Annotated in this window: 20 protein-coding genes; 12 read left to right on the top strand and 8 right to left on the bottom strand. The window is 69.4% G+C overall.

Annotation, left to right across the window (positions count from 1 at the left end):
- Positions 1-4: 4 nt before the first annotated feature.
- Both MFF24_RS05685 and MFF24_RS05680 read right to left on the bottom strand, forming a co-directional pair.
- Complete coding sequence (locus MFF24_RS05685; RefSeq protein WP_238223114.1) at positions 5-3,376, bottom strand: PAS domain-containing protein; 3,372 nt, start codon at positions 3,374-3,376, stop codon at positions 5-7.
- Positions 3,373-4,764, bottom strand: coding sequence for an O-antigen ligase family protein (locus MFF24_RS05680; RefSeq protein ID WP_238223113.1), 1,392 nt, complete (start codon positions 4,762-4,764; stop codon positions 3,373-3,375). The genes MFF24_RS05685 and MFF24_RS05680 overlap by 4 nt, the downstream gene beginning before the upstream one ends.
- A 443-nt stretch (positions 4,765-5,207) precedes the next feature.
- On the opposite strand from MFF24_RS05680, the gene MFF24_RS05675 reads away from it, so the two are divergent.
- Positions 5,208-5,459 (top strand): hypothetical protein, encoded by a 252-nt coding sequence (locus tag MFF24_RS05675; protein WP_133088245.1) that lies wholly within the window; start codon positions 5,208-5,210, stop codon positions 5,457-5,459.
- Between the two features lie 303 nt (positions 5,460-5,762).
- Here MFF24_RS05675 and MFF24_RS05670 read toward each other — a convergent pair whose 3' ends face one another.
- Both MFF24_RS05670 and MFF24_RS05665 read right to left on the bottom strand, forming a co-directional pair.
- Positions 5,763-6,752 carry a CobW family GTP-binding protein gene (locus MFF24_RS05670; protein WP_238223109.1) on the bottom strand — a complete coding sequence of 330 codons (990 nt, stop codon included), beginning with the start codon at positions 6,750-6,752 and terminating at the stop codon, positions 5,763-5,765.
- Positions 6,753-6,853: 101 nt separating this feature from the next.
- On the bottom strand, positions 6,854-7,423 hold the full coding sequence (locus MFF24_RS05665) for a TetR/AcrR family transcriptional regulator (protein WP_238223108.1): 570 nt from the start codon (positions 7,421-7,423) through the stop codon (positions 6,854-6,856).
- A gap of 186 nt (positions 7,424-7,609) precedes the next feature.
- Here MFF24_RS05665 and MFF24_RS05660 point away from each other — a divergent pair, with 186 nt between their 5' ends.
- From MFF24_RS05660 to MFF24_RS05630, 7 genes are all read left to right on the top strand, one after another.
- Positions 7,610-8,554: a quinoprotein relay system zinc metallohydrolase 2 gene (locus MFF24_RS05660; RefSeq protein WP_238223107.1), complete on the top strand. Its 945-nt coding sequence runs from the start codon at positions 7,610-7,612 to the stop codon at positions 8,552-8,554.
- A gap of 41 nt (positions 8,555-8,595) precedes the next feature.
- A complete protein-coding gene (locus tag MFF24_RS05655; protein WP_238223106.1) occupies positions 8,596-9,411 on the top strand; it encodes a quinoprotein dehydrogenase-associated SoxYZ-like carrier in 816 nt (271 codons plus the stop codon).
- A 17-nt stretch (positions 9,412-9,428) separates the two neighbouring features.
- Complete coding sequence (locus tag MFF24_RS05650; protein ID WP_238223317.1) at positions 9,429-10,028, top strand: rhodanese-like domain-containing protein; 600 nt, start codon at positions 9,429-9,431, stop codon at positions 10,026-10,028.
- 48 nt (positions 10,029-10,076) lie between these two features.
- Positions 10,077-10,472: a thioredoxin family protein gene (locus tag MFF24_RS05645; protein ID WP_238223105.1), complete on the top strand. Its 396-nt coding sequence runs from the start codon at positions 10,077-10,079 to the stop codon at positions 10,470-10,472.
- Between the two features lie 412 nt (positions 10,473-10,884).
- Positions 10,885-11,709 carry a 3-methyl-2-oxobutanoate hydroxymethyltransferase gene (panB, locus tag MFF24_RS05640; RefSeq protein WP_238223103.1) on the top strand — a complete coding sequence of 275 codons (825 nt, stop codon included), beginning with the start codon at positions 10,885-10,887 and terminating at the stop codon, positions 11,707-11,709.
- A gap of 152 nt (positions 11,710-11,861) precedes the next feature.
- Complete coding sequence (rpmG, locus tag MFF24_RS05635) at positions 11,862-12,029, top strand: 50S ribosomal protein L33 (RefSeq protein WP_003602581.1); 168 nt, start codon at positions 11,862-11,864, stop codon at positions 12,027-12,029.
- 162 nt (positions 12,030-12,191) lie between these two features.
- Positions 12,192-12,374 carry a hypothetical protein gene (locus tag MFF24_RS05630; RefSeq protein ID WP_108939791.1) on the top strand — a complete coding sequence of 61 codons (183 nt, stop codon included), beginning with the start codon at positions 12,192-12,194 and terminating at the stop codon, positions 12,372-12,374.
- A 33-nt stretch (positions 12,375-12,407) separates the two neighbouring features.
- On the opposite strand, the gene MFF24_RS05625 is transcribed toward MFF24_RS05630, so the two are convergent.
- The gene (locus tag MFF24_RS05625; RefSeq protein WP_238223101.1) at positions 12,408-12,929 is read right to left on the bottom strand and encodes a hypothetical protein; all 522 of its coding nucleotides are present in this window, start codon (positions 12,927-12,929) and stop codon (positions 12,408-12,410) included.
- Positions 12,930-13,102: 173 nt separating this feature from the next.
- Here MFF24_RS05625 and MFF24_RS05620 point away from each other — a divergent pair, with 173 nt between their 5' ends.
- A complete protein-coding gene (locus MFF24_RS05620) occupies positions 13,103-14,239 on the top strand; it encodes a PA0069 family radical SAM protein (protein WP_238223100.1) in 1,137 nt (378 codons plus the stop codon).
- Between the two features lie 88 nt (positions 14,240-14,327).
- On the opposite strand, the gene rnhB is transcribed toward MFF24_RS05620, so the two are convergent.
- The 3 genes from rnhB to MFF24_RS05605 all read right to left on the bottom strand — a co-directional run bounded on the left by rnhB (position 14,328) and on the right by MFF24_RS05605 (position 16,967).
- Positions 14,328-14,978, bottom strand: coding sequence for a ribonuclease HII (rnhB, locus tag MFF24_RS05615; protein ID WP_238223098.1), 651 nt, complete (start codon positions 14,976-14,978; stop codon positions 14,328-14,330).
- Positions 14,979-15,063: 85 nt separating this feature from the next.
- Positions 15,064-16,128, bottom strand: a complete 1,065-nt coding sequence (locus MFF24_RS05610) for a glycosyltransferase family 4 protein (protein WP_238223096.1) — start codon at positions 16,126-16,128, stop codon at positions 15,064-15,066.
- Positions 16,129-16,154: 26 nt separating this feature from the next.
- Positions 16,155-16,967 carry a UDP-2,3-diacylglucosamine diphosphatase gene (locus MFF24_RS05605; RefSeq protein ID WP_108939796.1) on the bottom strand — a complete coding sequence of 271 codons (813 nt, stop codon included), beginning with the start codon at positions 16,965-16,967 and terminating at the stop codon, positions 16,155-16,157.
- 69 nt (positions 16,968-17,036) lie between these two features.
- Here MFF24_RS05605 and MFF24_RS05600 point away from each other — a divergent pair, with 69 nt between their 5' ends.
- The 3 genes from MFF24_RS05600 to MFF24_RS05590 all read left to right on the top strand — a co-directional run bounded on the left by MFF24_RS05600 (position 17,037) and on the right by MFF24_RS05590 (position 20,026).
- Entirely contained in the window at positions 17,037-17,342 is a 306-nt protein-coding gene (locus tag MFF24_RS05600) for a hypothetical protein (protein WP_238223094.1), read from the top strand.
- Positions 17,343-17,629: 287 nt separating this feature from the next.
- Entirely contained in the window at positions 17,630-18,838 is a 1,209-nt protein-coding gene (locus MFF24_RS05595; RefSeq protein ID WP_108939797.1) for an aminotransferase class V-fold PLP-dependent enzyme, read from the top strand.
- A 243-nt stretch (positions 18,839-19,081) separates the two neighbouring features.
- Complete coding sequence (locus MFF24_RS05590) at positions 19,082-20,026, top strand: D-2-hydroxyacid dehydrogenase (protein ID WP_108939798.1); 945 nt, start codon at positions 19,082-19,084, stop codon at positions 20,024-20,026.
- Positions 20,027-20,179 lie beyond the last annotated feature (153 nt).

Raw genomic sequence — 20,179 nt, 5'->3', positions numbered from 1 at the left:
GGGGTCACGCCGCCCGCAGCGCCCGGATCGCGCCGAGCGTATCCATCCGCAGCGTGGCGAGGCGGTGGATCAGGCCGGGCAGGTCGCCGCCGTCCCGGCAGGCCGCCTCGATCTCGCGGCACAGATCGGACAGGGCGACAAAGCCGAGGGCGCCTGCTGCGGCGACCATGGCGTGGGCGTCGTAGGCGAGCTGCTCCCGGTCGAAATCGATCCGGTTCGGCTCGACGCCCTCCGGGAGGAAGCGCAGTTCGAGATCGAGCTCGAGCAGCGAGAGGAGCGACAGCACGCGCTCGCGGCCCATCGTATCCTGCACGGCGGCGAAGGCGGCCCGATCGAGCACGGGACCCTCACCGGGCTCGCCGGCCCCGAGCACGGGCTGAGGGCGGAAGGGGGAAGGCCTGTCGTCCTGCCGGGGCGCCCCGGTGACCGCCGCCTCTTCGCGCGCCCGCTCCGCGCCGACGGGCCGCCAGCGCTCGATCACGGCGCGGAGCTGGGCACGCTTGAAGGGCTTGCCGATGTGGTCGTCCATGCCCGCCGCGATCAGGTCGTGGATCTGTCCGTCGAGGACGTTCGCCGTCATCGCCACGATCGGCAGGCGGGCGGCGGGGCCCGCCATGGCTCGGATCCGGCGGGTGGCGGTCAGGCCGTCCATCCCCGGCATCTGCACGTCCATCAGCACGACGGCGTAGGGGGCGGTGTCGCCGTCCGGGCCGTAGGCCGCCTCGACGGCCGCGAGCGCCGCGTGCCCGTCGCCCGCCACATCGACGCGATAGCCCTCCGCCTCGAGCACGGCGCGGGCCAGCGTCTGGTTGATCGGAACATCTTCCACGAGCAGCAGACGGACGCTCTCCGCCGCATCCGGGCGGCGGGTGAGGATGGCGGCCTCGGCCGTGGGTGGTGCCGCGCCGCGCGGCAGGGCCAGGGTGAACCAGAACGTCGAGCCGACGCCCTCCAGGCTCTCGACCCCGATCTCGCCCCCCATCATGGTGACGAGGCGGTGGCAGATCGCGAGGCCGAGTCCCGACCCGCCGAAGCGCCGGCTGATCGAGCCGTCGACCTGACTGAAGGGTTTGAACAGCCGGTGCCGCTGCGAGGGCGCGATGCCGATGCCGGTATCGCTGATCTCGAACCGCAGGGCTTCCAGGGCAAGGCCGTCGGCGCCGCGGACGGATCCCTCGTAGCGGACGCTGAGCGTGACGGAGCCCGCCGGCGTGAACTTGACCGCGTTGTTGAGCAGGTTGAACAGCACCTGCCGCAGGCGGTTCGCGTCGCCGATCACGCTCGCGGGCAGGTTGGGGTCGATCCGCGCCTCGACGGTGAGCGCGCTCTTGAGCGCGCTGCCGCGCATGATCGCAACGGTGTCGTCGATCAGCTTGGCGAGACCGAAGGGAAGCGGATCGAGTTCGAGCTGGCCGGCCTCGATCTTGGAGACGTCGAGAACGTCGTTGACCACGGTGAGCAGGGCTTCGCCCGACACGCGGATCAGTTCCAGACGGCGCTGATCCTCCGGATCCCGGCCGGGCCGGTCGAGCAGCAGGTCGGCATAGCCGAGGATGCCGTTGAGCGGCGTGCGGATCTCGTGGCTCATGGCCGCGAGGAACTCGCTCTTGGCCGCGCTCGCCCGCTCGGCCTCCACCGTAGCGGCGCGGGCTTCCGCCGTGGCCGCGCGCAGGGCCGCCTCGGCCGCCTTGCGCTCGGTGATGTCGAGATGCAGCCCGAGCATCCGGTAGGGCCGGCCGTCGCCGTCGTAGAGCGTGCGACCGGAGGTATAGAGCCAGCGCCCACCCACCCGATATTCGGCGATGAAGCGGCTCTGGCTATCGACGGCGTGGTGGATCCGGTTCCAGGCCTCGACGACGTCGTCCGGGTGGATGGTCGCGGTCCATTCCGTCGGTGCCAGGGCGCGCGGTCCGCCGGTTTCGGGCAGGCCGTAGAGGCGCACGCTCTCCGGCGAGAGCACGGTGATGCCGGTGCGCAGGTTCCAGTCGAAGGTTCCGGCCTCCGCGCCTTCGAGGGCGATGCCGAGCAGGCGGCTCGTATCCTCCACGGCGAGCCGCGCGGAGACGATCTCGTCGATGTCGAGGGCGGTGCCGATCCACTCGGCCACCTCGTCAGGGTCGGCCGCGTTGCGGATCGGGGTGACTGACATCTTGTGCCAGCGGTAGGAGCCGTCCCGCGCCTTCAGGCGCCACTGCCCGTCGTAACCCTGGCCGCTGGCTTGGGCCGCCTGCCACGCCACCTCCATGGCCGCGGCGTCGTCGGGATGGTTGCGGGCGAGCCGTTGCACCCGCGCGGCACCGATCGGTCCGTAATATTCCTCAAAGCGCGTGTTGGCGTAGGTCGCCTCGCCGCTCTCCGGATCGACGGTCCAGACCAGCAGCGGCAGGGCGTCGGCGAGGCTGCGGTAGCGCATCTCGCTGCGGCGCATCTCCGCCTGGATCTGCACCCGGTCGGTCACGTCCATCAGGATGCCGAACAGCCCGATCGTCCGGCCCGCCTCGTCGGTCTTGCAGGTGCCCCGCACCATCACGTCGCGGACCGTTCCGTCGGGCCGCGCGAACCGCGCCTCGAACTCGAAATCCTGGCAGCCCGCGATCGCCGCGGCGATGACGGCCTCGACGCGCCCGCGATCGGCGGGATGGCACAACTCGGCGAGGCCGGGATGCCGGCCCACGGGCGCCGCCGGGTCCAGACCGGCGATGCGCAGCAGGCTCTCCGAGTAGATCGGGTGGCCGCTGGCGAAATTGATGCGCCAGTGGCCCACCTGGGCGATCTGCTCGGCCATGGTGAGGAGGGAGTTGGCGCTCGCCCGCCGCTCGATCTCGTCACCCTGGGCGCGGATGGTGCTCTCGTGGATCTGGCGCAGCGCCCGCTCGCTGGCGAAGGCGAGGTTGTCGCGCCGCAGCCGCATCTGCGCGGTCACGATCTCGGCGAGGTCGCGCAGGGCCGCCGCGTCGTCCGGCGTGAAGTCGCGCGGCTGCGGATCGATGAGGCAGAGGGAGCCGAGTTGCACGCCCGGCCGCAGGGTCAGTGGAGCGCCCGCGTAGAACACGACGTGCGGCGGGCCGGTAACGATCCCGAGAGCGGAGAAGCGCGGGTCGCGGCGGGCGTCGGATACGACGAGCAGCGCATCCTGCTCGATCGTCCTGTCGCAGAAGGAGTCTTCGCGCGGCGTCTGGATCGGCATGGTGCCCGCGCAGGCCTTCAGCCATTGCCGCTCGGCATCGACCAGGGAGATGTAGGCCACCGCGACGCCGAACAGGCGCTGCGCCGTCCGGCAGACGGCATCGAACTGCGCCTCCGGATCACTGTCCAGAATGCGCAGGGCGTGCAGGGCTGCGAGGCGCTCGGCCTCGCTCGCCGATCCCGTGGTCACGGACTCACCTTCGTTCCGAACGCCGCGTATCCGCCTCCGACCATAGCCCCGCCCGTCCCGACCCGCGATGCAACGTTCGGATGTCCTTCGATGCGCCGCGGGAGGGGGAGGGTCAAGGGTGGATTCGCCCCGCGCAGACGGGCTGCTTCCAATGCCCAGACCATTCCGAGCATCATGTAGACGTGCCGCCACTTCTCCACGTCGATCTGCATCGCCTGGACGAAGAACATCAGCAGCGCCGGGAACACGATCTGTGCGTAGGCCCGGTAGGGCGAGGGGCGCAGCATCAGCCGGAAGCCGACGAAGCAGGTGGCTGCCACCAGGGCGATGAAGGTGGCGCCCGCGAGCCAGCCGCCGTTGGCGAAACTGCCGATGTAGGAGTTATGCGGCTCCAGGTTGAAAATCTGGCGCCAGCGCAGCGGGCCGAGGCCGAGCGGCTCCTCCAGCATCATCCCCATGCCGCGGATCTGGTTTCCGAAGCGGCCGGTCTCGCCCTCGTCGTAATCCTGCGTGACCGCGGCGCGGGTCTGGAAGGTCTGGGCGACGCTGTCGATCGAGAGGAGCCCCGCGAGGGCAACCGCGCCGAAGCCGATAGTGACGAGGCCGAGGGTCACGATCCGCCGCCGCAGGGCCGGCGAGCGGCTCGTCACGTAGAGCGCCCCGATCATCACGGTGACCGCGATCACCGTGCCGCCCCAGGAGCCGCGGGAGAACGACAGGAAGATGCCCGCCATCACGACGACGAGACTCGCCAGCGACAGGAGCGGCCACCGGGTCGAGCCCGAGAGGAGGCCGTGGATCAGGTAGAGCGCGCCCAGCGTCAGGAAGGAGCCGAACACGTTCGGGTCCTGGAAGGTGCCCGAGGCCCGGCCGTACTTGTAGAACAGGTCCTCGATGCCGAGGAGCTGCAGGTAGCCGACGATGCCCAGCGCCGCTGAGAGCACGCAGCTCGCCGTGTAGGCCTTCAGCGCGACCTCGATGCGCGCCCGCGTGTCGTCGGCATAGAGCATCGCGAAGAAGAGGCAGGTCACGATCAGGTAGGCGAGCTGCACCGTCCACGTCACCGAGAGCGGCTCGTTGAGGTAGGGCAGCAACGCAATCCCGATCCCCGCGAGGTAGACGAGGAGCAGGAGCACGAGGGGCACCGCCCCCCGGTGCAGGCGGATGCCGAGCGCCAGCCACAGCACGATCGTCGGGATCGCCACGAGGTCGTAGGGCGAGGCATCCGAGAAGGCGAAGCAGGCGAAAAAGATGAAGGCGGCGTGGAGGAGGGTCGCCAGCCCCTGGATGACGCGCAGGGCTGGGACGCGGCCCCAGGCGCCCGCGGCCCAACGCGACGGCGACGCGGCGGCCGTCGCGCCCGTCAGCGCGGCTGTCGTGGAGGACATCGGCGAACTCGAACTCTCGCGGGGTGCCGCGCACGCCACCTGCCCGAGCCGCTCGACGCGGCATCCGGCAGGATTGCGGACCCCTCAACCGGGCTGATCGAACCACCGAAAGGTTGCGTTTTAACCAACACCCCGAAAAGCGCTCCAGGCGCCCCCTGTCAGGGCGTGACGCTGCGCCCGTGCCGCGGCGCCCCGACTTTCGCCAGCACCCGTACCGATCCGATCTTCGATCCGGCGCGGGATCAATCTCTCGAGGGATACAGGTCGAATGGCCCGGCTGTCGCGCCCATGACTGGAGCCGCGGACGCCGCAGCGTTTTGGTTCCCTATCAGCGGGTGCGCCACGGCACGGCACGCCGGGCAAGCGCTTCCCATATTCAGTTTATCGAAGACGAGGCGAGCCGTGATGGCCTGGCCCAACTGATATTCAGATCGGAGAAATTGATGAAGAACCGTATCGCTGCTGCTGTTGCCGGACTTGTTCTCGGCGTCGCTCCGCTTACGTCTGCCATGGCCCTCCCTCATACGCATGGCTACCCGGCTCCGGTGGTGTCCGGCTGGTCGGCTCCGCTCGGCACCTATGACAGCCCGTTCTACGCCGCCTGCCCGATGAATTCGGCAGCCGAAGGCAACGCCAACCAGCAGAACTTCCCGGTCAAGCAGTACGGCCAGACCGCCGGCGGCAACCGCTGCTGATCCCGCCGGATCGGGGCCGGTGCCACGCCCCCTTCCCTGACTGGATGCGGACTGCTTCGCCGACCCGACATCCGGTCGGCGACAGGCGCGCGGATCAAACGGATTGAAGGATGATGAAGGCGTTTTCTTACGGAATGATCGGTGCGCTTGCGGTCGGAATCGCGACCGCCGTGTTCGGCGCCACGAGCCTGTTGTTCAACCCATAACGCCCGACCCATAGACCGGTCGCAGCAAGGGCCGCCCGCGAGGGCGGCCCTTTTTTCGTGCCTGGGCCCGATCGGAACCGCCGGGCGGAGGGCCGCCTCACACCTTGCAGGCGAAAAAGCCCTCGCGGATGGCCTCCGGGTCGAGGTTGCGGCCGATGAACACGACGCGAGAGACACGCGGCTCGTCGGCGCCCCACTCCCCCTGGACATCGCCGTCCAGGATCATGTGCACGCCCTGGAAAACGAAGCGCTTCGGCTCGTCGGGGAAGACGACGATGCCCTTGCAGCGCAGGATGTCTGGTCCCTGAACCTGGGTCAGGTTCGAGATCCAGGGCATGAACTTCTCCGGATCGACCGGGCCGTCGATCTTGGCGGAGACCGACTGCATCTGTTCGTCGTGGTGATGGTGGTGGCCTTCTTCCAGGAAGTCGGGCTCCACGTCGAGGATGCGCGAGAGATCGAAGGCGTTGCGGTCGAGCACCTGATCGAGCGGGATCGCACAGCGCTCGGTGCGGTGGACCTTGGCCCACGGGTTGATCGCGCGGATCTGGCTCTCGACCCGGTCGAGGTCTTCGCCCGAAACGAGATCGGACTTGTTGAGCAGGATCACGTCGGCAAACGCGATCTGGTTCTTGGCCTCGGGCGCATCGGCGAGTCGGTCCGTGAGCCATTTGGCGTCGGCCACCGTCACTACCGCGTCGAGCCGGGCGGCTTCGCCGACATCCTGATCGACGAAGAAGGTCTGGGCGACGGGGGCGGGATCGGCCAGCCCGGTGGTCTCGACGATAATCGCGTCGAACTTGCCGCGCCGCTTCACCAGCCCGTCCATGATGCGGATCAGGTCGCCACGCACGGTGCAGCAGACGCAGCCGTTGTTCATCTCGAACACTTCCTCGTCGGCGCCGACCACGAGGTCGTTGTCGATGCCGATCTCGCCGAACTCGTTCACGATCACGGCGTAGCGCTTGCCGTGCTGTTCGGTGAGGATGCGGTTGAGCAGTGTCGTCTTGCCCGCCCCGAGATAGCCGGTGAGCACCGTCACCGGGATCTTCTCGGACGAGGCGGCGAGGGGGGAGGCGTCGGACATACGGGATCCTGGGACGTGTACGGTGGGGCGATGATACCTGTCATATTGTATCATCCGGCGGCCGTGGAAGGCCGACGTGACGCATCCCGGCCCTGTCATCGTCAGGAGGCTGGCCGCAGCCCCTCGCCGAGCGCCGCCAGCGTCAATCCGAATCCTTCCGGTCCGGCGAGGAAGCGCTCCAACAGGAGCGCGCCCTCCAGGGCCGCCACGATCAGCCGTGCATGGGCCTGCGGGTCGAGGCCGGCGCGGACGCTGCCGTCGATCTGTCCCTCCTCGATCACCCCGGCGAGCCAGGCGATGTGCTTGTCGAAGAAGGCGGTGATGGCGCGGCGCAGGGTCTCGGGGAGCGTTTCCAGCTCGACGGCGAGCGCCGCGCACAGGCAGCCGAGTCCCTGCTCGACCCCGCCGAGATAGAGCTGGCCATAGGCCTCGATCCGGGCGACCCCGTCGCCGGTCGCGTCCGAGATCGCGTCGAGCGCCGCGTCGTAACGCGCGTCGTAGGCTTCGATCAGTGCCTGAGCGAGTGATTCCTTGGTGCGGAAATGGTGGTGGATGCTGGCCTTGCGGATGCCGACCGCCTCGGCGAGGTCGGCGTAGCTGAAGCCGGAATAGCCCCGGCCGCGCACCAGGATCTCGGCCTCGCTGAGGAGGGACGCGCGCGTGTCTCTCATCGTCCGTCCGTTCGTGCCGGGCCGATCACGTGCTCGCGACGACCCTCTTCGTTTCGCGAGGGTGGCACTTGACGGCCGAAAAATCTACCTACTAGATGGTTTGCACTATATCGACAAAATCAGCGGGAGAAAGCGGCCGATGGCGGCACGGACGTGCCTGGGTCGGGAGTCCGGCGGAGGCGGGCGGTGAGCGCCCGTCGGAGCGCTCCCCTCACGCGCCGCGCGGCCCTGTTCGCGGGCCTGTGCCTGTGCTGCCTGCCGCGGCCCGGTTTCGCGGCCGACGCGCTGTCTATGGACGAGGTCGCGCCGGGCGTCTTCATCCGCCGGGGGCCGGACGCCGAAGCGACGCCCGAGAACGCCGACGGCATTGCCAATATCGGCTTCATCATCGGGCGCGACGGCGTGCTCGTCACGGAATCCGGCGGCAGCCTCGCCGACGGGCAGTGGCTGCGTCGGGAGATCACCCGGCGCACCGACAAGCCAATCCGCTACGTGATGCTGACCCACGTGCATCCCGACCACGTCTTCGGCGCCGCCGCCTTCCGCGGCGACAACCCGACCTTCGTCGGCCATGCGGGCTTGCGTGGCGCGCTCGATGCCCGCGGTGAATTCTACCGCCAGCGGCTCGCCGAGATCCTCGGGGCGGACAAGGCCGGGGAGGTCGTCTACCCGACGATGGAGGTGCGGGACACGGCGGAGATCGACCTCGGCGACCGCACGCTCCGGCTCACCGCCCACGCTAGCGCGCATACGACGTGCGACCTGTCGATGCTCGACACCGGCAGCGGGCTCCTGTTTCCCGCCGACCTTCTCTTCGTCGGCCGCGTTCCTTCGCTCGATGGCAGCCTGCTCGGCTGGTTCAAGGCGATCGAGCAGCTGAAGGCGGCCGGCGCCACAGATGCCGTGCCGGGCCACGGCCCGACGCGAGTGGCCTTCGCGCCGGCGACGGACGATCTCGCGCGTTATCTCTCGGCGCTGCGCGACGAGACCCGCAAGGCGGTGGCCGGCAGCGTGCCGATCGAGGCCGCGGTGCGGACGGTAGCTCAGGGCGAGCGGGACAAGTGGGCCCTGTTCGACACCTATAACGGCCGCAACGTCACGCAGGCCTACCAAGAACTCGAGTGGGAATGACCCGCCGCACGCTTCCTGGGGCTTGCCAGAAGGAGAAGACCATGAAACGCCTGATGTTCGCCCTCGGCCTGACGCTCTCCGCGGCGGCGCTCGCGCCCGTCCCCGGCATGGCCGGCGCCACCGATACCGACGAGGAGCGCGCCGCCCGCTGGAGCGAGATCAAGACCTCGATCTTCGGCGACCGGAAGGTCGAGGCCAGCGCGAGCGCGGTCGCCATCGACGCCCCGGCCCGCGCGCTCGATGCCGCCCTGGTGCCGATCGGCCTGACGCTCGCCGACAAGGACAGCGTGAAGGGCCTCTCCTTCGTCATCGACGACAACCCCTCGCCCTACGCGGCGCGCTTCACCTTCGGCCCGGCCGCCGATCCGGGCGAGATCAAGCTCCGGGTGCGGGTGAACAATTACACCAACGTTCACGCCGTGGTGGAGACCAAGGACGGCCGGCTTCTCGAATCGGCCAAGTTCGTCAAGGCGTCGGGCGGTTGCTCGGCGCCGATGGGCATGAGCGACGAGGAGGCGATGAAGGGCATGGGCGAGATGCGCCTGAAGTTCGCCGGGGAGCCTCAGGCCGGCAAGCCGATCGAGGCGACGCTGATGGTCCGCCACCCGAATTTCTCGGGCATGCAGATGAACCAGCTCACCCGCGACTACACGCCCGCCCGCTACATTGAGAAGCTCGACGTGACCGCGGGCGACACGCTGGTGTTCCACCTCGCCGGCGACATCTCGATCGCCTCGAACCCGGTCATCAACTTCGCCATGCGGCCCGACATCCGGGGCCCGGTCAAGGTCGTGGCCTCCGACAACCAGGGCGGACGCTGGGAGCAGAGCTTCCCGCTTCCGTCGGCGAGCAACTGATGGCGAGGGAGCGGAGCGTGCGGGTGATCGCCAGGGTCGCGGCCGTCACGGCCATCGGGCCCCTCCTCGGGCTTCTGCTCGGCGCGGCCGGGCCCGCCGACTCGCCGGTCAACGTGCCGGAGCCCGACGGCCTCTATACCGGGCCACCGCGGGGCTACACCCCGGCGACCCTCAAGGGCGCGACGGTCATCGACCGGAAGGGGCTCGAAGCCCTGCTGCCGGAAGGTCCGGTTCTCATCGACGTGGTGCTCGCCGACCACCGGCCGGCCGGCCTGCCCGCCGACCGGCCCTGGCTGCCGACCCACCGCTCGATTCCCGGCGCGGTCTGGATGCCGGGGGCCGGCGGCGCGCCGCTGAGCCCCGAGAAGGAGGAGGCCTTCCTGCGGCGGGTGGCCGAGCTCACCGGCGGCGATCGGGCCAAGCCGGTGGTGACCTTCTGCCGGCCGGAATGCTGGGGCAGTTGGAACGCCGGCAAGCGGCTGGTCGCGGCCGGCTACAGCCGCGTCCACTGGTTCCCCCTCGGCGTCGAGGGCTGGCAGGACGATCACGACACCGCCGTCGCCAAGCCCGATCCGGCCTGGACGGCGGCGACCGGTGCGCGCGCGGCCGAACGCTGAGGAAGCCGGGCGCCGAGGGACGAGGGGGAGCGCCATGAGGATGTGCCGATGACGACCCGCCGCCACCTCCTCGCCTTCGCACCCGCGCTCCTGGCCTTCGGCCTGCCCGGTCCCGGTCACGCGACGGAGCCGGTCGCCTACGACGCGCAGGCCTTCGAGGCGGCCCAGGGCGAGGGGCGGCCGATCCTCGTGCAGATCTCCGCGCCCTGGTGTCCGATCTGCCGGGCTCAGAAGCCGATCCTGGCGGCGCTCTCGGCCGATCCGCGCTTCAAGGCGCTCGCCGTCTTCACGATCGACTTCGACACGCAGCGCGACCTCGTGCGCCGGTTCGGAGCGCAGATGCAGAGCACGCTCATCGTCTACAAGGGTAAGACTGAAGTAGCCCGCTCGGTCGGCGAGACTCAGCCCGAATGGATCGAGCAACTCCTCGAAAAAGCGCTCTGACACATCGTTGCCATCATGCGGTCGGGCCGCTCCTGCAACGGAATTTCGAGCAACCTCAAGTCTCTCGATGATCGGGCAGGCCATTGACACCGATCAAGATGTGGCGGAAAAACGGCACGCCCGGAGGTGGTCCGAAGTCTAGGGAGGAAACGCCCGCAAAAGGGCAGACGGGGCGACCGCGTTAAACTTCACATCGTCCGTCGGCCACGGGGCCGATGGCCGACGCGTGAAGAACCGGGACGCTCCTGCAGGAGAAGGCCGAGCCCCTCCGGGTGACACTTCTCGTCCGATCCACCGGAACCGGCCCCTAGGCCCCCTGCGAGGCAGCGCGAACGGGCCTATAGAGGCGTTCCGCACGCCGTGCCCGGCCCGCCGGGCACCCCGGGAATGCCAGCCTTCCGGATCACGAGCCATGTCGCAGGTCGTTCAAACCCGTCGTCTCCAGGCGGTCGATCTGATCAAGCGCAAGGCCGAGGGGCGCAAGATCATCGCGCTCACGGCCTACCACGCGCACACCGCCCGCATCGTCGATGCCTATTGCGACTTCGTGCTGGTGGGTGACTCCCTCGGCATGGTCATGCACGGTATGGAATCGACCCTGCCGGTGACCCTGGAGATGATGATTCTCCAGGCCCAGGCGGTGATGCGCGGGACCTCGCGCGCCCTGGTCGTGGTCGACATGCCGTTCGGCTCCTACGAGGCGAGCCGCGAGCAGGCCTTCCTCAACGCCGCCCGCGTGCTCAAGGAGACGGGCGCCGGCGCGATCAAGCTGGAGGGCGGCGCGCGCTTCGCCGAGACGGTCGCCTTCCTGACCGAGCGAGGGGTGCCGGTGATGGGGCATATCGGCCTCACCCCGCAATCGGTGAACACGATGGGCGGCTTCAAGGTGCAGGGCCACGGGGCCGGCGACGAGGACCGGCTGCGGGCCGATGCCCGCGCGATCAGCGATGCGGGGGCCTTCTCCATCGTCATGGAGGGCATCGTCGAGCCGGTGGCGCGGGCCATCGCCACCGACCCCGCGATCCGCGCGGCGACCATCGGCATCGGCGCGACCGCCGCCTGCGACGGCCAGATCCTCGTGCTCGAGGACATGCTGGGCCTCAGCGACCGGGTGCCGAAATTCGTCAAGAGCTTCGGCTCGCTGCGCACCCATATCGAGGAGGCGGTGCGCGCCTACGCCGACGAGGTGCAGGCGGGCCGCTTCCCGGCCGAGGGACACACCTACCCGCCGCGGTGAAGGCAGGCCGCGGCCCGTGGCTTGACGAAGCCCCTCCCATCGGGCATTGACCGCGCCGGAATTCGGCCGGGGCTTCCCGGCCTTTTGCGTTTCGCCTGCGCTGGCGCGCCACCAGCGAATCGCCCCTCGACCCGCTTTAGGAGCGCCCCGCCATGGCCAAGGCCGTTACCGTCAAGATCCGCCTCGTCTCGACCGCCGATACGGGCTACTTCTACGTCACGAAGAAGAACTCCCGCACGCAGACCGAGAAGATGGTCATGAAGAAGTATGACCCGGTCGCGCGCAAGCACGTCGAGTTCAAGGAAGCCAAGATCAAGTAAGCGTCCCGCTTCCATCCCTGCGCGGATGCGTCGAGGCCGCCCCGGCAACGGGGCGGCCTTTCGCGTTCGGGGCATGGCGTGGGGCGGGCTCGCGCAATTTTGTCGGCGCGCCGAGGCGTCGGCATCATCCCCGCGCAAGCCAAATCGTGTAGAGCCAGAGGTATGAACGCCTCTGCCTCGCATCTTGTTCCCGCCGGCATCGCGCTGACGATTGCTTCCGCCGCCACGGTCCTCGAACGGGCCGGATACGCGCATTCGGCCGAGACGACCATCGGCGCAGCGCTCGCGGCCACCGCGGTGATGGTGCTGATGCGCGCCGCGCCTGCGTGGTTCCGGGTCGGCTGATCCCGAAGCGTCGGAGCACCGAACCGGCTTTCGTCAGGCGCGGTCGAGGCGGGCCGACAGCATCCGCACCTTGAGCCGGGGCGAGAAGGGCAGGCCCGCGAGCAACCGCTCGCGCCGAACCACGTCGCCCGGTCGCGGACCGCGCACGCCGACGACGCTTTCCCCCCGCGCGGCGATCCGGGCCGGCAGGGCCGCGTGCGCGCGGCGCATCCGGCCGAGCGCCATGTCCGGACGGGCCGTGCCGACGAAGCGGTCGAGGCTGCGGATCCAGCCCTCCGCCGGGATGTCGCCCGGCTCCAGGCAGAGAAGCCACTCGCGCCGCGCCGCCCGCGCGCCCGCGCCCCACGGATTGGCGCCGGGCGGGCGCACCACCAGGGTGGCGCCGCTGCCTTCGGCCATCGTCTCGAGGGCCGGACAGCTCTCCGCCGTGACGATCACCGCATCGCCCACGAGGCCGGCCGCCACGCCCGCGACGAGCGCGCTCAGCGTGTCGGCGAGGCACTCGATCGCGACCGGGTCGGAGGATCGTGCCACGTGGATGAGGCCGGAGATCATGCCGCGCGAATAACCGATTTTACGCCCTCGCAAAGCCTTCCTTGCGCAGCCGTTCCCGTGGACGGCCCCGAATGAGGGGGGAAAGTCTGCTGCTGCATGAAACTTGTGCATTCGGGCTTTCAATGTTCTTGATATGTTCCTAAGCCGACAGTCGATAGGGCGGCGGGGATGCGATGGGCGTCGGAGTGGGTGACAGGCGAAAGCCAATGCGAGGCGGGCCGGATGGCCGCCGCTACGAGGCGTCCCAGGTCGCGCCCGAGGCCCGCCGCGGACGCGGGGCGACTGCCAACCCGGACGGACGCTTCGAGGCGACCCGGCGCGAGAGCTTCGACGACGGCTGGCCCGACGAAGCGGAGCGGTCCCGGCGCACCGAGGTGACGGCGGAGCGCGCCCGCCACATCATCACCCGTAACGCCTCGCCGGACATCCCCTTCGATCGCTCGATCAATCCGTATCGCGGCTGCGAGCACGGCTGCATCTACTGCTTCGCCCGGCCGAACCACAGCTATGTCGGTCTCTCGCCGGGCCTCGATTTCGAGACGCGGCTGTTCTCCAAGCCCGATGCCGCGGTGCTTCTGGAGCGGGAATTGTCGGCGCCCGGCTATCGGCCGCGGACCATCGCGCTCGGCACCGCGACCGATCCCTACCAGCCGATCGAGCGCACCCACGGCCTCACCCGCGCCGTGCTGGAGGTGCTCGCCCACTTCCGTCACCCGGTCGGGATCGTCACCAAATCGAACCTGATCCTGCGCGACCGCGACCTGCTCGCCGAGATGGCGGCGCAGGGTCTCGTGAAGGTGGCGATCTCCGTCACCACCCTCGATCCGGATCTCGCTCGGCGCCTGGAGCCGCGCGCGCCGCATCCGCGCAAGCGCCTGGAGGCGATCCGGGCTTTAAGCGAGGCGGGCGTACCGGTGATGGTAATCGCCGCCCCCATCATCCCCTCGCTCAACGACCACGAGATCGAGGCGATCCTCGAAGCCGCCCGTTCGGCCGGCGCGCGAGAGGCGAACTACGTGCTGCTGCGCCTGCCACACGAACTCGACGACCTCGTCGGCGACTGGTTCACGGAGCATTATCCGGGGCGCAAGGCGCACGTGTTCTCTCTGCTGAGTGCGGCCCGCGGCGGCAAGACCTACGATGCCGCCTTCGGCACCCGCATGATCGGCCAAGGCCCCTACGCCGACCTGATCCGCCGCCGCTTCGCGCTCGCCAAGCGCCGCCTCGGCTTCCCGGAGGAGCCGGTCCGCCAGACGACGGAGCTTTTCCGCGTGCCACCGCGCGCGGGGGATCAACTCGCGTTGTTCTAAGGGGGCTCGTACGGAGAGCGCAGCCCCCTCGCCCCGCCTGCGGGAGGAGGGGCGCGACGGCGCCCGCCGCAACCGAGCCGGCACCGCATCACCCTCCCGAGACCACGGCCGCGGCCTCGAACCGCCCCGTAAAGCTCACCCGGTGATGCGGGGAGCGCCCCTGCGTCGTCAGCCCGGCGAGGTGGGCGGCGGTGCCGTAGCCGGCGTTACGCTCCCAGGCATAGGCCGGATGGCGCAGGGCGAGCCGGCGCATGATCTCGTCGCGAACGGTCTTGGCGACGATGGAGGCGGCGGCGATCTGCGGCACGAGGCGGTCGCCGCCGACCACGGCGCGACAAGCCTGCGTCAGGCCGGGGATCGCGTCGCGCCCGTCCACCAGCACGGTCGCATCGAGCCTGAGGCCGGCGACCGCCCGGCGCATGGCGTCGAGGGTCGCCCCGCGCACGTTCACCCGATCCACCAGCGCCCGCGAGCCGCCCGCGAGCGAGACCCGCGCATGTGCCCGGATCAGCGGCGTCAGGGCCTCGCGCGTCGCACGGTCGAGGCGCTTGCTGTCGTCGAGCCGGGCCAGGATCTCGGGGGGGAAGGCGAGGGGGTCGAACCAGACGGCGGCCACCATCACCGGCCCGCACAGCGCGCCGCGCCCGACCTCATCGCAGCCGATCACCGCCGGGTAGGTCGCGGCGAGGGAAGGGTCGAAGGGGCGCGCGGCTTTGACGGGGTTCGAGCGGGGGGGCATGGCGCCGACCCTCGCATTCCCGCGCGCGTCCGTCATCCCGAGGCCGGCGAAAGCCCTGCGGACAAGGGGGCCGACGAGGGGGAAATCAGCCGGGGCGAGGCAGGGCGTCCGCGCTCGGACGGCGGTCGGGGCGCTGCATCGGTCCCAGCGCGTGCGCGGTCGCGATGTTGTCGTAGAATTGCCGCGCGCTCTCGGCCCAGGTGTAGCGCAGGGCCTCCGCCCGGCATCGCTCCCGCGGGATCGTCAGCGCGGCCAGCGCGGCCGTGCGCAGATCGGCATCGAGGACGCCTGCATCGGTGCCGCCGATGACGTCGAGGGGGCCGGTGACGGGGAAGGCCGCCACCGGCAGGCCGGAGGCCAGGGCTTCGAGCAGCACGATGCCGAAGGTGTCGGTCAGGCTCGGGAAGACGAAGGCGTCGGCGCCGGCATAGACCCGCGCCAGCGCCTCGCCGGTCAGCGCGCCGAGGAAATGCGCGTCGGGGGCCAGGGCCTGGAGCCGGGCCCGGTCCGGCCCGTCGCCGACCACCACCTTGGAGCCCGGCAGGTCGAGGGCGAGGAAGGCGGCGAGATTTTTTTCGACCGCGAGCCGCCCGACCGAGAGGAAGATCGGGCGCGGCAGATCGGGGAAGGCGTCGCGGTCGCGAGGCCGAAAAAGCTCGGTGTCGACGCCCCGGGTCCAGCGCATCAGGTGGGTGAAGCCGCGCCCCGAAAGCTCCCGCTCCAGCGAGGGCGTGCTGACCATGGTGCCGCTCGCCGCCGCGTGGAAGCGGCGCAGCCACGCATAGCTCCAGGCTTCCGGCACCGGCGCGCGGGCGGCAAGGTATTCGGGAAAGCGGGTGTGGTAGCTCGTGGTGAAGGGCTGGTTCAGCGACAGGCAGGCGGCGCGCACCGCGTGGCCGATCGGCCCCTCGGTCGCGATGTGGACGTGGCTCGGCGCCAGCCGCTTCCAGCGCGCGAGCACCCGCCCACGGGTGACCAGCGAAAGCCGGATCTCGGAATAACCCGGCATCGGCAGCGAGGCGAAATCGGCCGGGGTCAGCATCAGCGGCTCGACGCCGAGTCCGGCACCGGCCTCGGCCATGCGCTCGACGGAGCGCACCACGCCGTTGACCTGCGGGTGCCACGCATCGGTGGCGAGCAGCAGCCTCATGCCGGCCTCACGAAAGATTGCATGGCTCAGGCGACGGCGCGGCGGATCTCGGGTTCGAAGCTCTCCGCGGCGCGGCGCTCGCGCAGCATGGTCGGGTAGTGCAGCACCTCCATGCGGCCGTCGTAGTGCTCGACGATGCCGGTGCAGGATTCCACCCAGTCGCCGGTGTTGAGGTAGGTCAGCCCCTCGACCTCGCGGTGGGCCGCGTGGTGGATGTGGCCGCAGATCACCCCGTCCGCCCCTTGGCGCCGGGCCTCGCTCGCCAGGAATGTCTCGAACTGGCCGATGAAGTTGACCGCGTTCTTCACCTTCAGCTTGGCCCAGGCCGAGAGCGACCAGTAGGCCAGCCCGAGGCGGCGGCGTACGCGGTTGACCACGGTGTTGACGGTCAGCGCCGTGGTGTAGGCCCAGTCGCCCAGATGGGCGAGCCACTTGGAATGGCGCACGACCATGTCGAACTGGTCGCCGTGGATGACGAGGTAGCGCTTGCCGTCGGCCGCGACGTGGACCCGGCTGTCGGCGATCTCGATGCCGCCGAAGGTCATGCCGATATAGTCACGCAGGAACTCGTCGTGGTTGCCCGGCACGTAGACGACGTGGGCGCCTTTGCGCACCTTGCGCAGCAGTTTCTGCACCACGTCGTTATGCGCCTGCGGCCAGTACCAGCCCGAGCGGAGCTGCCAGCCGTCGACGATATCGCCGACGAGGTAGATCGTATCGGCATCGACGTCGCGCAGGAAGTCGAGCAGCAGGGCCGCTTGGCAGCCCTTGGTGCCGAGATGAAGATCGGACAGAAACAGCGTCCGAACGCGGATGGTCGATTCCGGATCTTGGGACACGGGCGCCTCCGGCCTCTCACAACCGCATCGCGACAGGAGAGAGCCAAATCGCATTCCGATCTCAGTTTGATGACGGCAGCGGGCATCATCATGCCGCGCTCCGGTTGCCCGATCGCCCTTCCAGGCGGCGGGACGGAATTCGCCACGCAACGTCGGGACCGCCCGCCGCAGACCCCGCCCGCGGCCCGTGCATGCGAAAATCTTTTTGTTTTTCAGTTCAGTTTTTTCCGTTTTCCATTCCCAGGCAGGGGAGGCATAACGGCAGCCAAGGTCATCCGCCGCGCGTGTTTCGATCCGCGCGGGAAGCATCCCTCAGTGGTGCGGGAATGGCCGGGACGGATGGGAGCGCTGGACAATCAGCAGGAGCGCGCTTGAATGCAGCGCTGGGCTGACGCATCGAGGGTTCGGGCCTCTGGAGGCGACCGGCGTGGCTGCACGCGCCGCGACGCGGGCGGCATGACGGCCGTTTCGCCGCTCCGGGCCGATCAACGATCCGACATCGCAGTGGTGGGGTCCCGGCCCGCGCGAGATTTTTCGCGCGCCGCTTTGCGGCGGGGCTGAACGACGTTTCGCGGCGGGCGCGTGCCTGTCATCAGGATCGGGCGGATCACGGCCGCGAAAGGCCGGCCCGCCCAGAACGACTTAAATTGGAGGAAACTTTCATGGCGGCAACGAGACGTCCGGGACGCAACCACCTGTTCGTTCCCGGCCCGACCAACATCCCGGACCGGGTGATGCGCGCCATGATGGTGCAGTCCGAGGATCACCGCTCGGTCGATTTCCCGTCCCTGACGAAGCCGCTCTTCGAGGACACCAAGAAGGTGTTCGGCTCGACCGAGGGCACGATCTTCCTGTTCCCGGCCTCCGGCACCGGCATCTGGGAATCGGCGCTGACCAACACGCTCGCCCGCGGCGACAAGGTGCTGACCTCGCGCTATGGCCAGTTCAGCCACCTCTGGATCGACATGGCCCAGCGCCTCGGCCTGGACGTGATCGTCCAGGAGGAGGAGTGGGGCACCGGCGCCAAGCCCGAGAAGATCGAGGAGGCCCTGCGCGCCGACAAGGATCATCAGATCAAGGCCGTCATGGTGGTCCATAACGAGACCGCGACCGGCGTGACCTCGAACATCGGCGCCGTGCGCAAGGCGATCGACGCCGCCGGCCACCCGGCCATGCTCTTCGTCGACGGCGTGTCCTCGATCGGCTCGCTGCCGTTCTACGCCGACGAGTGGAAGGTCGATTGCGCCATCGCCGGCTCCCAGAAGGGCCTGATGCTGCCGGCCGGCCTCGGCGTGATCTGCGTCAGCCAGAAGGCGCTCAAGGCGGCCGAGGGCCAGTCCGGCCGCAACGACCGTCTCGCCCGCGTCTACTTCGACTGGGAAGACCACAAGAAGCAGAACCCGGCCGGCTACTTCCCCTACACCCCGCCGCTGCCGCTGCTCTACGGCCTGCGCGAGGCGCTCGCCTGCCTGTTCGAGGAAGGCCTGGAGAACGTCTACCACCGCCACGCCGTGCTCGGCGAGGCGACCCGTCAGGCCGTCGCGGCCTGGGGCCTGAAGACCTGCGCCAAGTCGCCGGAGTGGAACTCCGACACCGTCACCGCCATCCTGGCGCCCGAGGGTGTGGACGCGGCCAAGATCATCAAGCACGCCTATGTGCGCTACAACCTCGCGCTCGGCGCCGGCCTGTCCCAGGTCGCGGGCAAGGTGTTCCGCATCGGCCACGTGGGTGATCTCAACGAGCTGTCCCTGCTCGGCGCGATCGCCGGTGCCGAGATGTCGCTCCTCGACAACGGCGTGAAGGTGACGCCGGGCTCGGGTGTGGCCGCGGCCTCCAGCTACCTGCGCGAGAACCCCCTCTCGAAGTCCTGATTTTTTGGCGGCGGCGCCGGTTCAAACGGCGCCGCTTCCGCTAAGTAGAAAACGCGCCCCGCGAGACGTCCGGCTTTCCGGCCGCTTCGCGGGAGACGCGTCAAAGCAGGTGAGGAAACGGGGCCGGCGCCAGTGCCTCGCGAAACGCCCGACCCCTGATCGTTCTCGCTCCGGCGACGACGGGGCCGCGGGAGGTTCGTGAGAGACACGCTCGTCCGCCGGTCGATCCGGAAGGGGTCCAGAATGACAAAGAAAGTCGTCTTCCTCGATCGCGAGTCGCTCGACGCGACCGTGCGCGAATTCAACTTCCCGCACGAGTACAAGGAATACGAGTCGACCTGGACGCCGGAAGAGATCGTCGAGCGCCTTCAGGGCGCCGAGATCGCGCTGATCAACAAGGTGCCGATGCGCGCCGACACGCTGAAGCAGCTTCCCGACCTGAAGCTGATCGCGGTGGCCGCCACGGGCACGGACGTCGTCGACAAGGCCGCGGCGAAGGCCCAGGGCATCACCGTCGTCAACATCCGCAACTACGCCTTCAACACGGTCCCCGAGCACGTCATCGGCCTGATGTTCGCGCTCCGTCGCGCGATCGTGCCCTACGCCAACTCCGTGCGCCGGGGTGATTGGAACAAGTCGAAGCAGTTCTGCTACTTCGACTACCCGATCTACGACATCGCCGGCTCGACGCTCGGCATCATCGGCTACGGCGCGCTCGGCAAGTCGATCGCCAAGCGGGCCGAGGCCCTCGGCATGAAGGTGCTGGCCTACGACGTGTTCCCGCAGGACGGGCTCGTGGATCTCGAAACGATCCTGACCCAGTCCGACGTCATCACGCTGCACGTGCCGCTGACCCCCGACACCCGGAACATGATCGGGGCCGAGCAGCTCAAGAAGATGAAGAAGTCCGCGATCCTCATCAACACGGCCCGCGGAGGGCTGGTGGACGAGGCGGCCCTGCTCCAGGCGCTCAAGGACGGCACCATCGGCGGCGCCGGCTTCGACGTGGTGGCCCAGGAGCCTCCCAAGGACGGCAACATCCTGTGCGACGCCGACCTGCCGAACCTGATCGTCACGCCCCACGTGGCCTGGGCGAGCAAGGAAGCGATGCAGATCCTCGCCGACCAGCTCGTGGACAACGTCGAGGCCTACGTCGCGGGCAAGCCGCAGAACGTCGTCGAGGCGTAAGGCCAACCACCCGCTCGTGAGTCCGGGGCCGCGCAGCGGAACCCGGAGTCCACGACTCGGCACGACGGATCGGTGCTCGTCGCCGCATCACGGGTGGATTCCGGGTTCGCTTGTCAGCGCCCTGGAATGACGGTTTGAATGAGTGGCCTCCGG

Origin of the sequence: Methylorubrum aminovorans (genome assembly GCF_022179725.1) — a bacterium.
Taxonomy (GTDB): Bacteria; Pseudomonadota; Alphaproteobacteria; order Rhizobiales; family Beijerinckiaceae; genus Methylobacterium; species Methylobacterium aminovorans.
The sequence above is the reverse complement of the archived record's forward strand: the minus strand, read 5'-3'. Positions and strand labels throughout refer to the sequence as shown.

Coding starts and splice junctions, on each gene's coding strand:
- MFF24_RS05590 (WP_108939798.1), top strand. CDS start 19,082: ATGACAAAGAAAGTCGTCTTCCTCGATCGCGAGTCGCTCGACGCGACC.
- MFF24_RS05645 (WP_238223105.1), top strand. CDS start 10,077: ATGACGACCCGCCGCCACCTCCTCGCCTTCGCACCCGCGCTCCTGGCC.
- rnhB (WP_238223098.1), bottom strand. CDS start 14,978: ATGCCCCCCCGCTCGAACCCCGTCAAAGCCGCGCGCCCCTTCGACCCT.
- MFF24_RS05625 (WP_238223101.1), bottom strand. CDS start 12,929: ATGATCTCCGGCCTCATCCACGTGGCACGATCCTCCGACCCGGTCGCG.
- MFF24_RS05610 (WP_238223096.1), bottom strand. CDS start 16,128: ATGAGGCTGCTGCTCGCCACCGATGCGTGGCACCCGCAGGTCAACGGC.
- MFF24_RS05655 (WP_238223106.1), top strand. CDS start 8,596: ATGAAACGCCTGATGTTCGCCCTCGGCCTGACGCTCTCCGCGGCGGCG.
- MFF24_RS05600 (WP_238223094.1), top strand. CDS start 17,037: ATGACGGCAGCGGGCATCATCATGCCGCGCTCCGGTTGCCCGATCGCC.
- MFF24_RS05630 (WP_108939791.1), top strand. CDS start 12,192: ATGAACGCCTCTGCCTCGCATCTTGTTCCCGCCGGCATCGCGCTGACG.
- MFF24_RS05595 (WP_108939797.1), top strand. CDS start 17,630: ATGGCGGCAACGAGACGTCCGGGACGCAACCACCTGTTCGTTCCCGGC.
- MFF24_RS05620 (WP_238223100.1), top strand. CDS start 13,103: ATGGGCGTCGGAGTGGGTGACAGGCGAAAGCCAATGCGAGGCGGGCCG.
- MFF24_RS05675 (WP_133088245.1), top strand. CDS start 5,208: ATGAAGAACCGTATCGCTGCTGCTGTTGCCGGACTTGTTCTCGGCGTC.
- MFF24_RS05665 (WP_238223108.1), bottom strand. CDS start 7,423: ATGAGAGACACGCGCGCGTCCCTCCTCAGCGAGGCCGAGATCCTGGTG.
- rpmG (WP_003602581.1), top strand. CDS start 11,862: ATGGCCAAGGCCGTTACCGTCAAGATCCGCCTCGTCTCGACCGCCGAT.
- panB (WP_238223103.1), top strand. CDS start 10,885: ATGTCGCAGGTCGTTCAAACCCGTCGTCTCCAGGCGGTCGATCTGATC.
- MFF24_RS05670 (WP_238223109.1), bottom strand. CDS start 6,752: ATGTCCGACGCCTCCCCCCTCGCCGCCTCGTCCGAGAAGATCCCGGTG.
- MFF24_RS05680 (WP_238223113.1), bottom strand. CDS start 4,764: ATGTCCTCCACGACAGCCGCGCTGACGGGCGCGACGGCCGCCGCGTCG.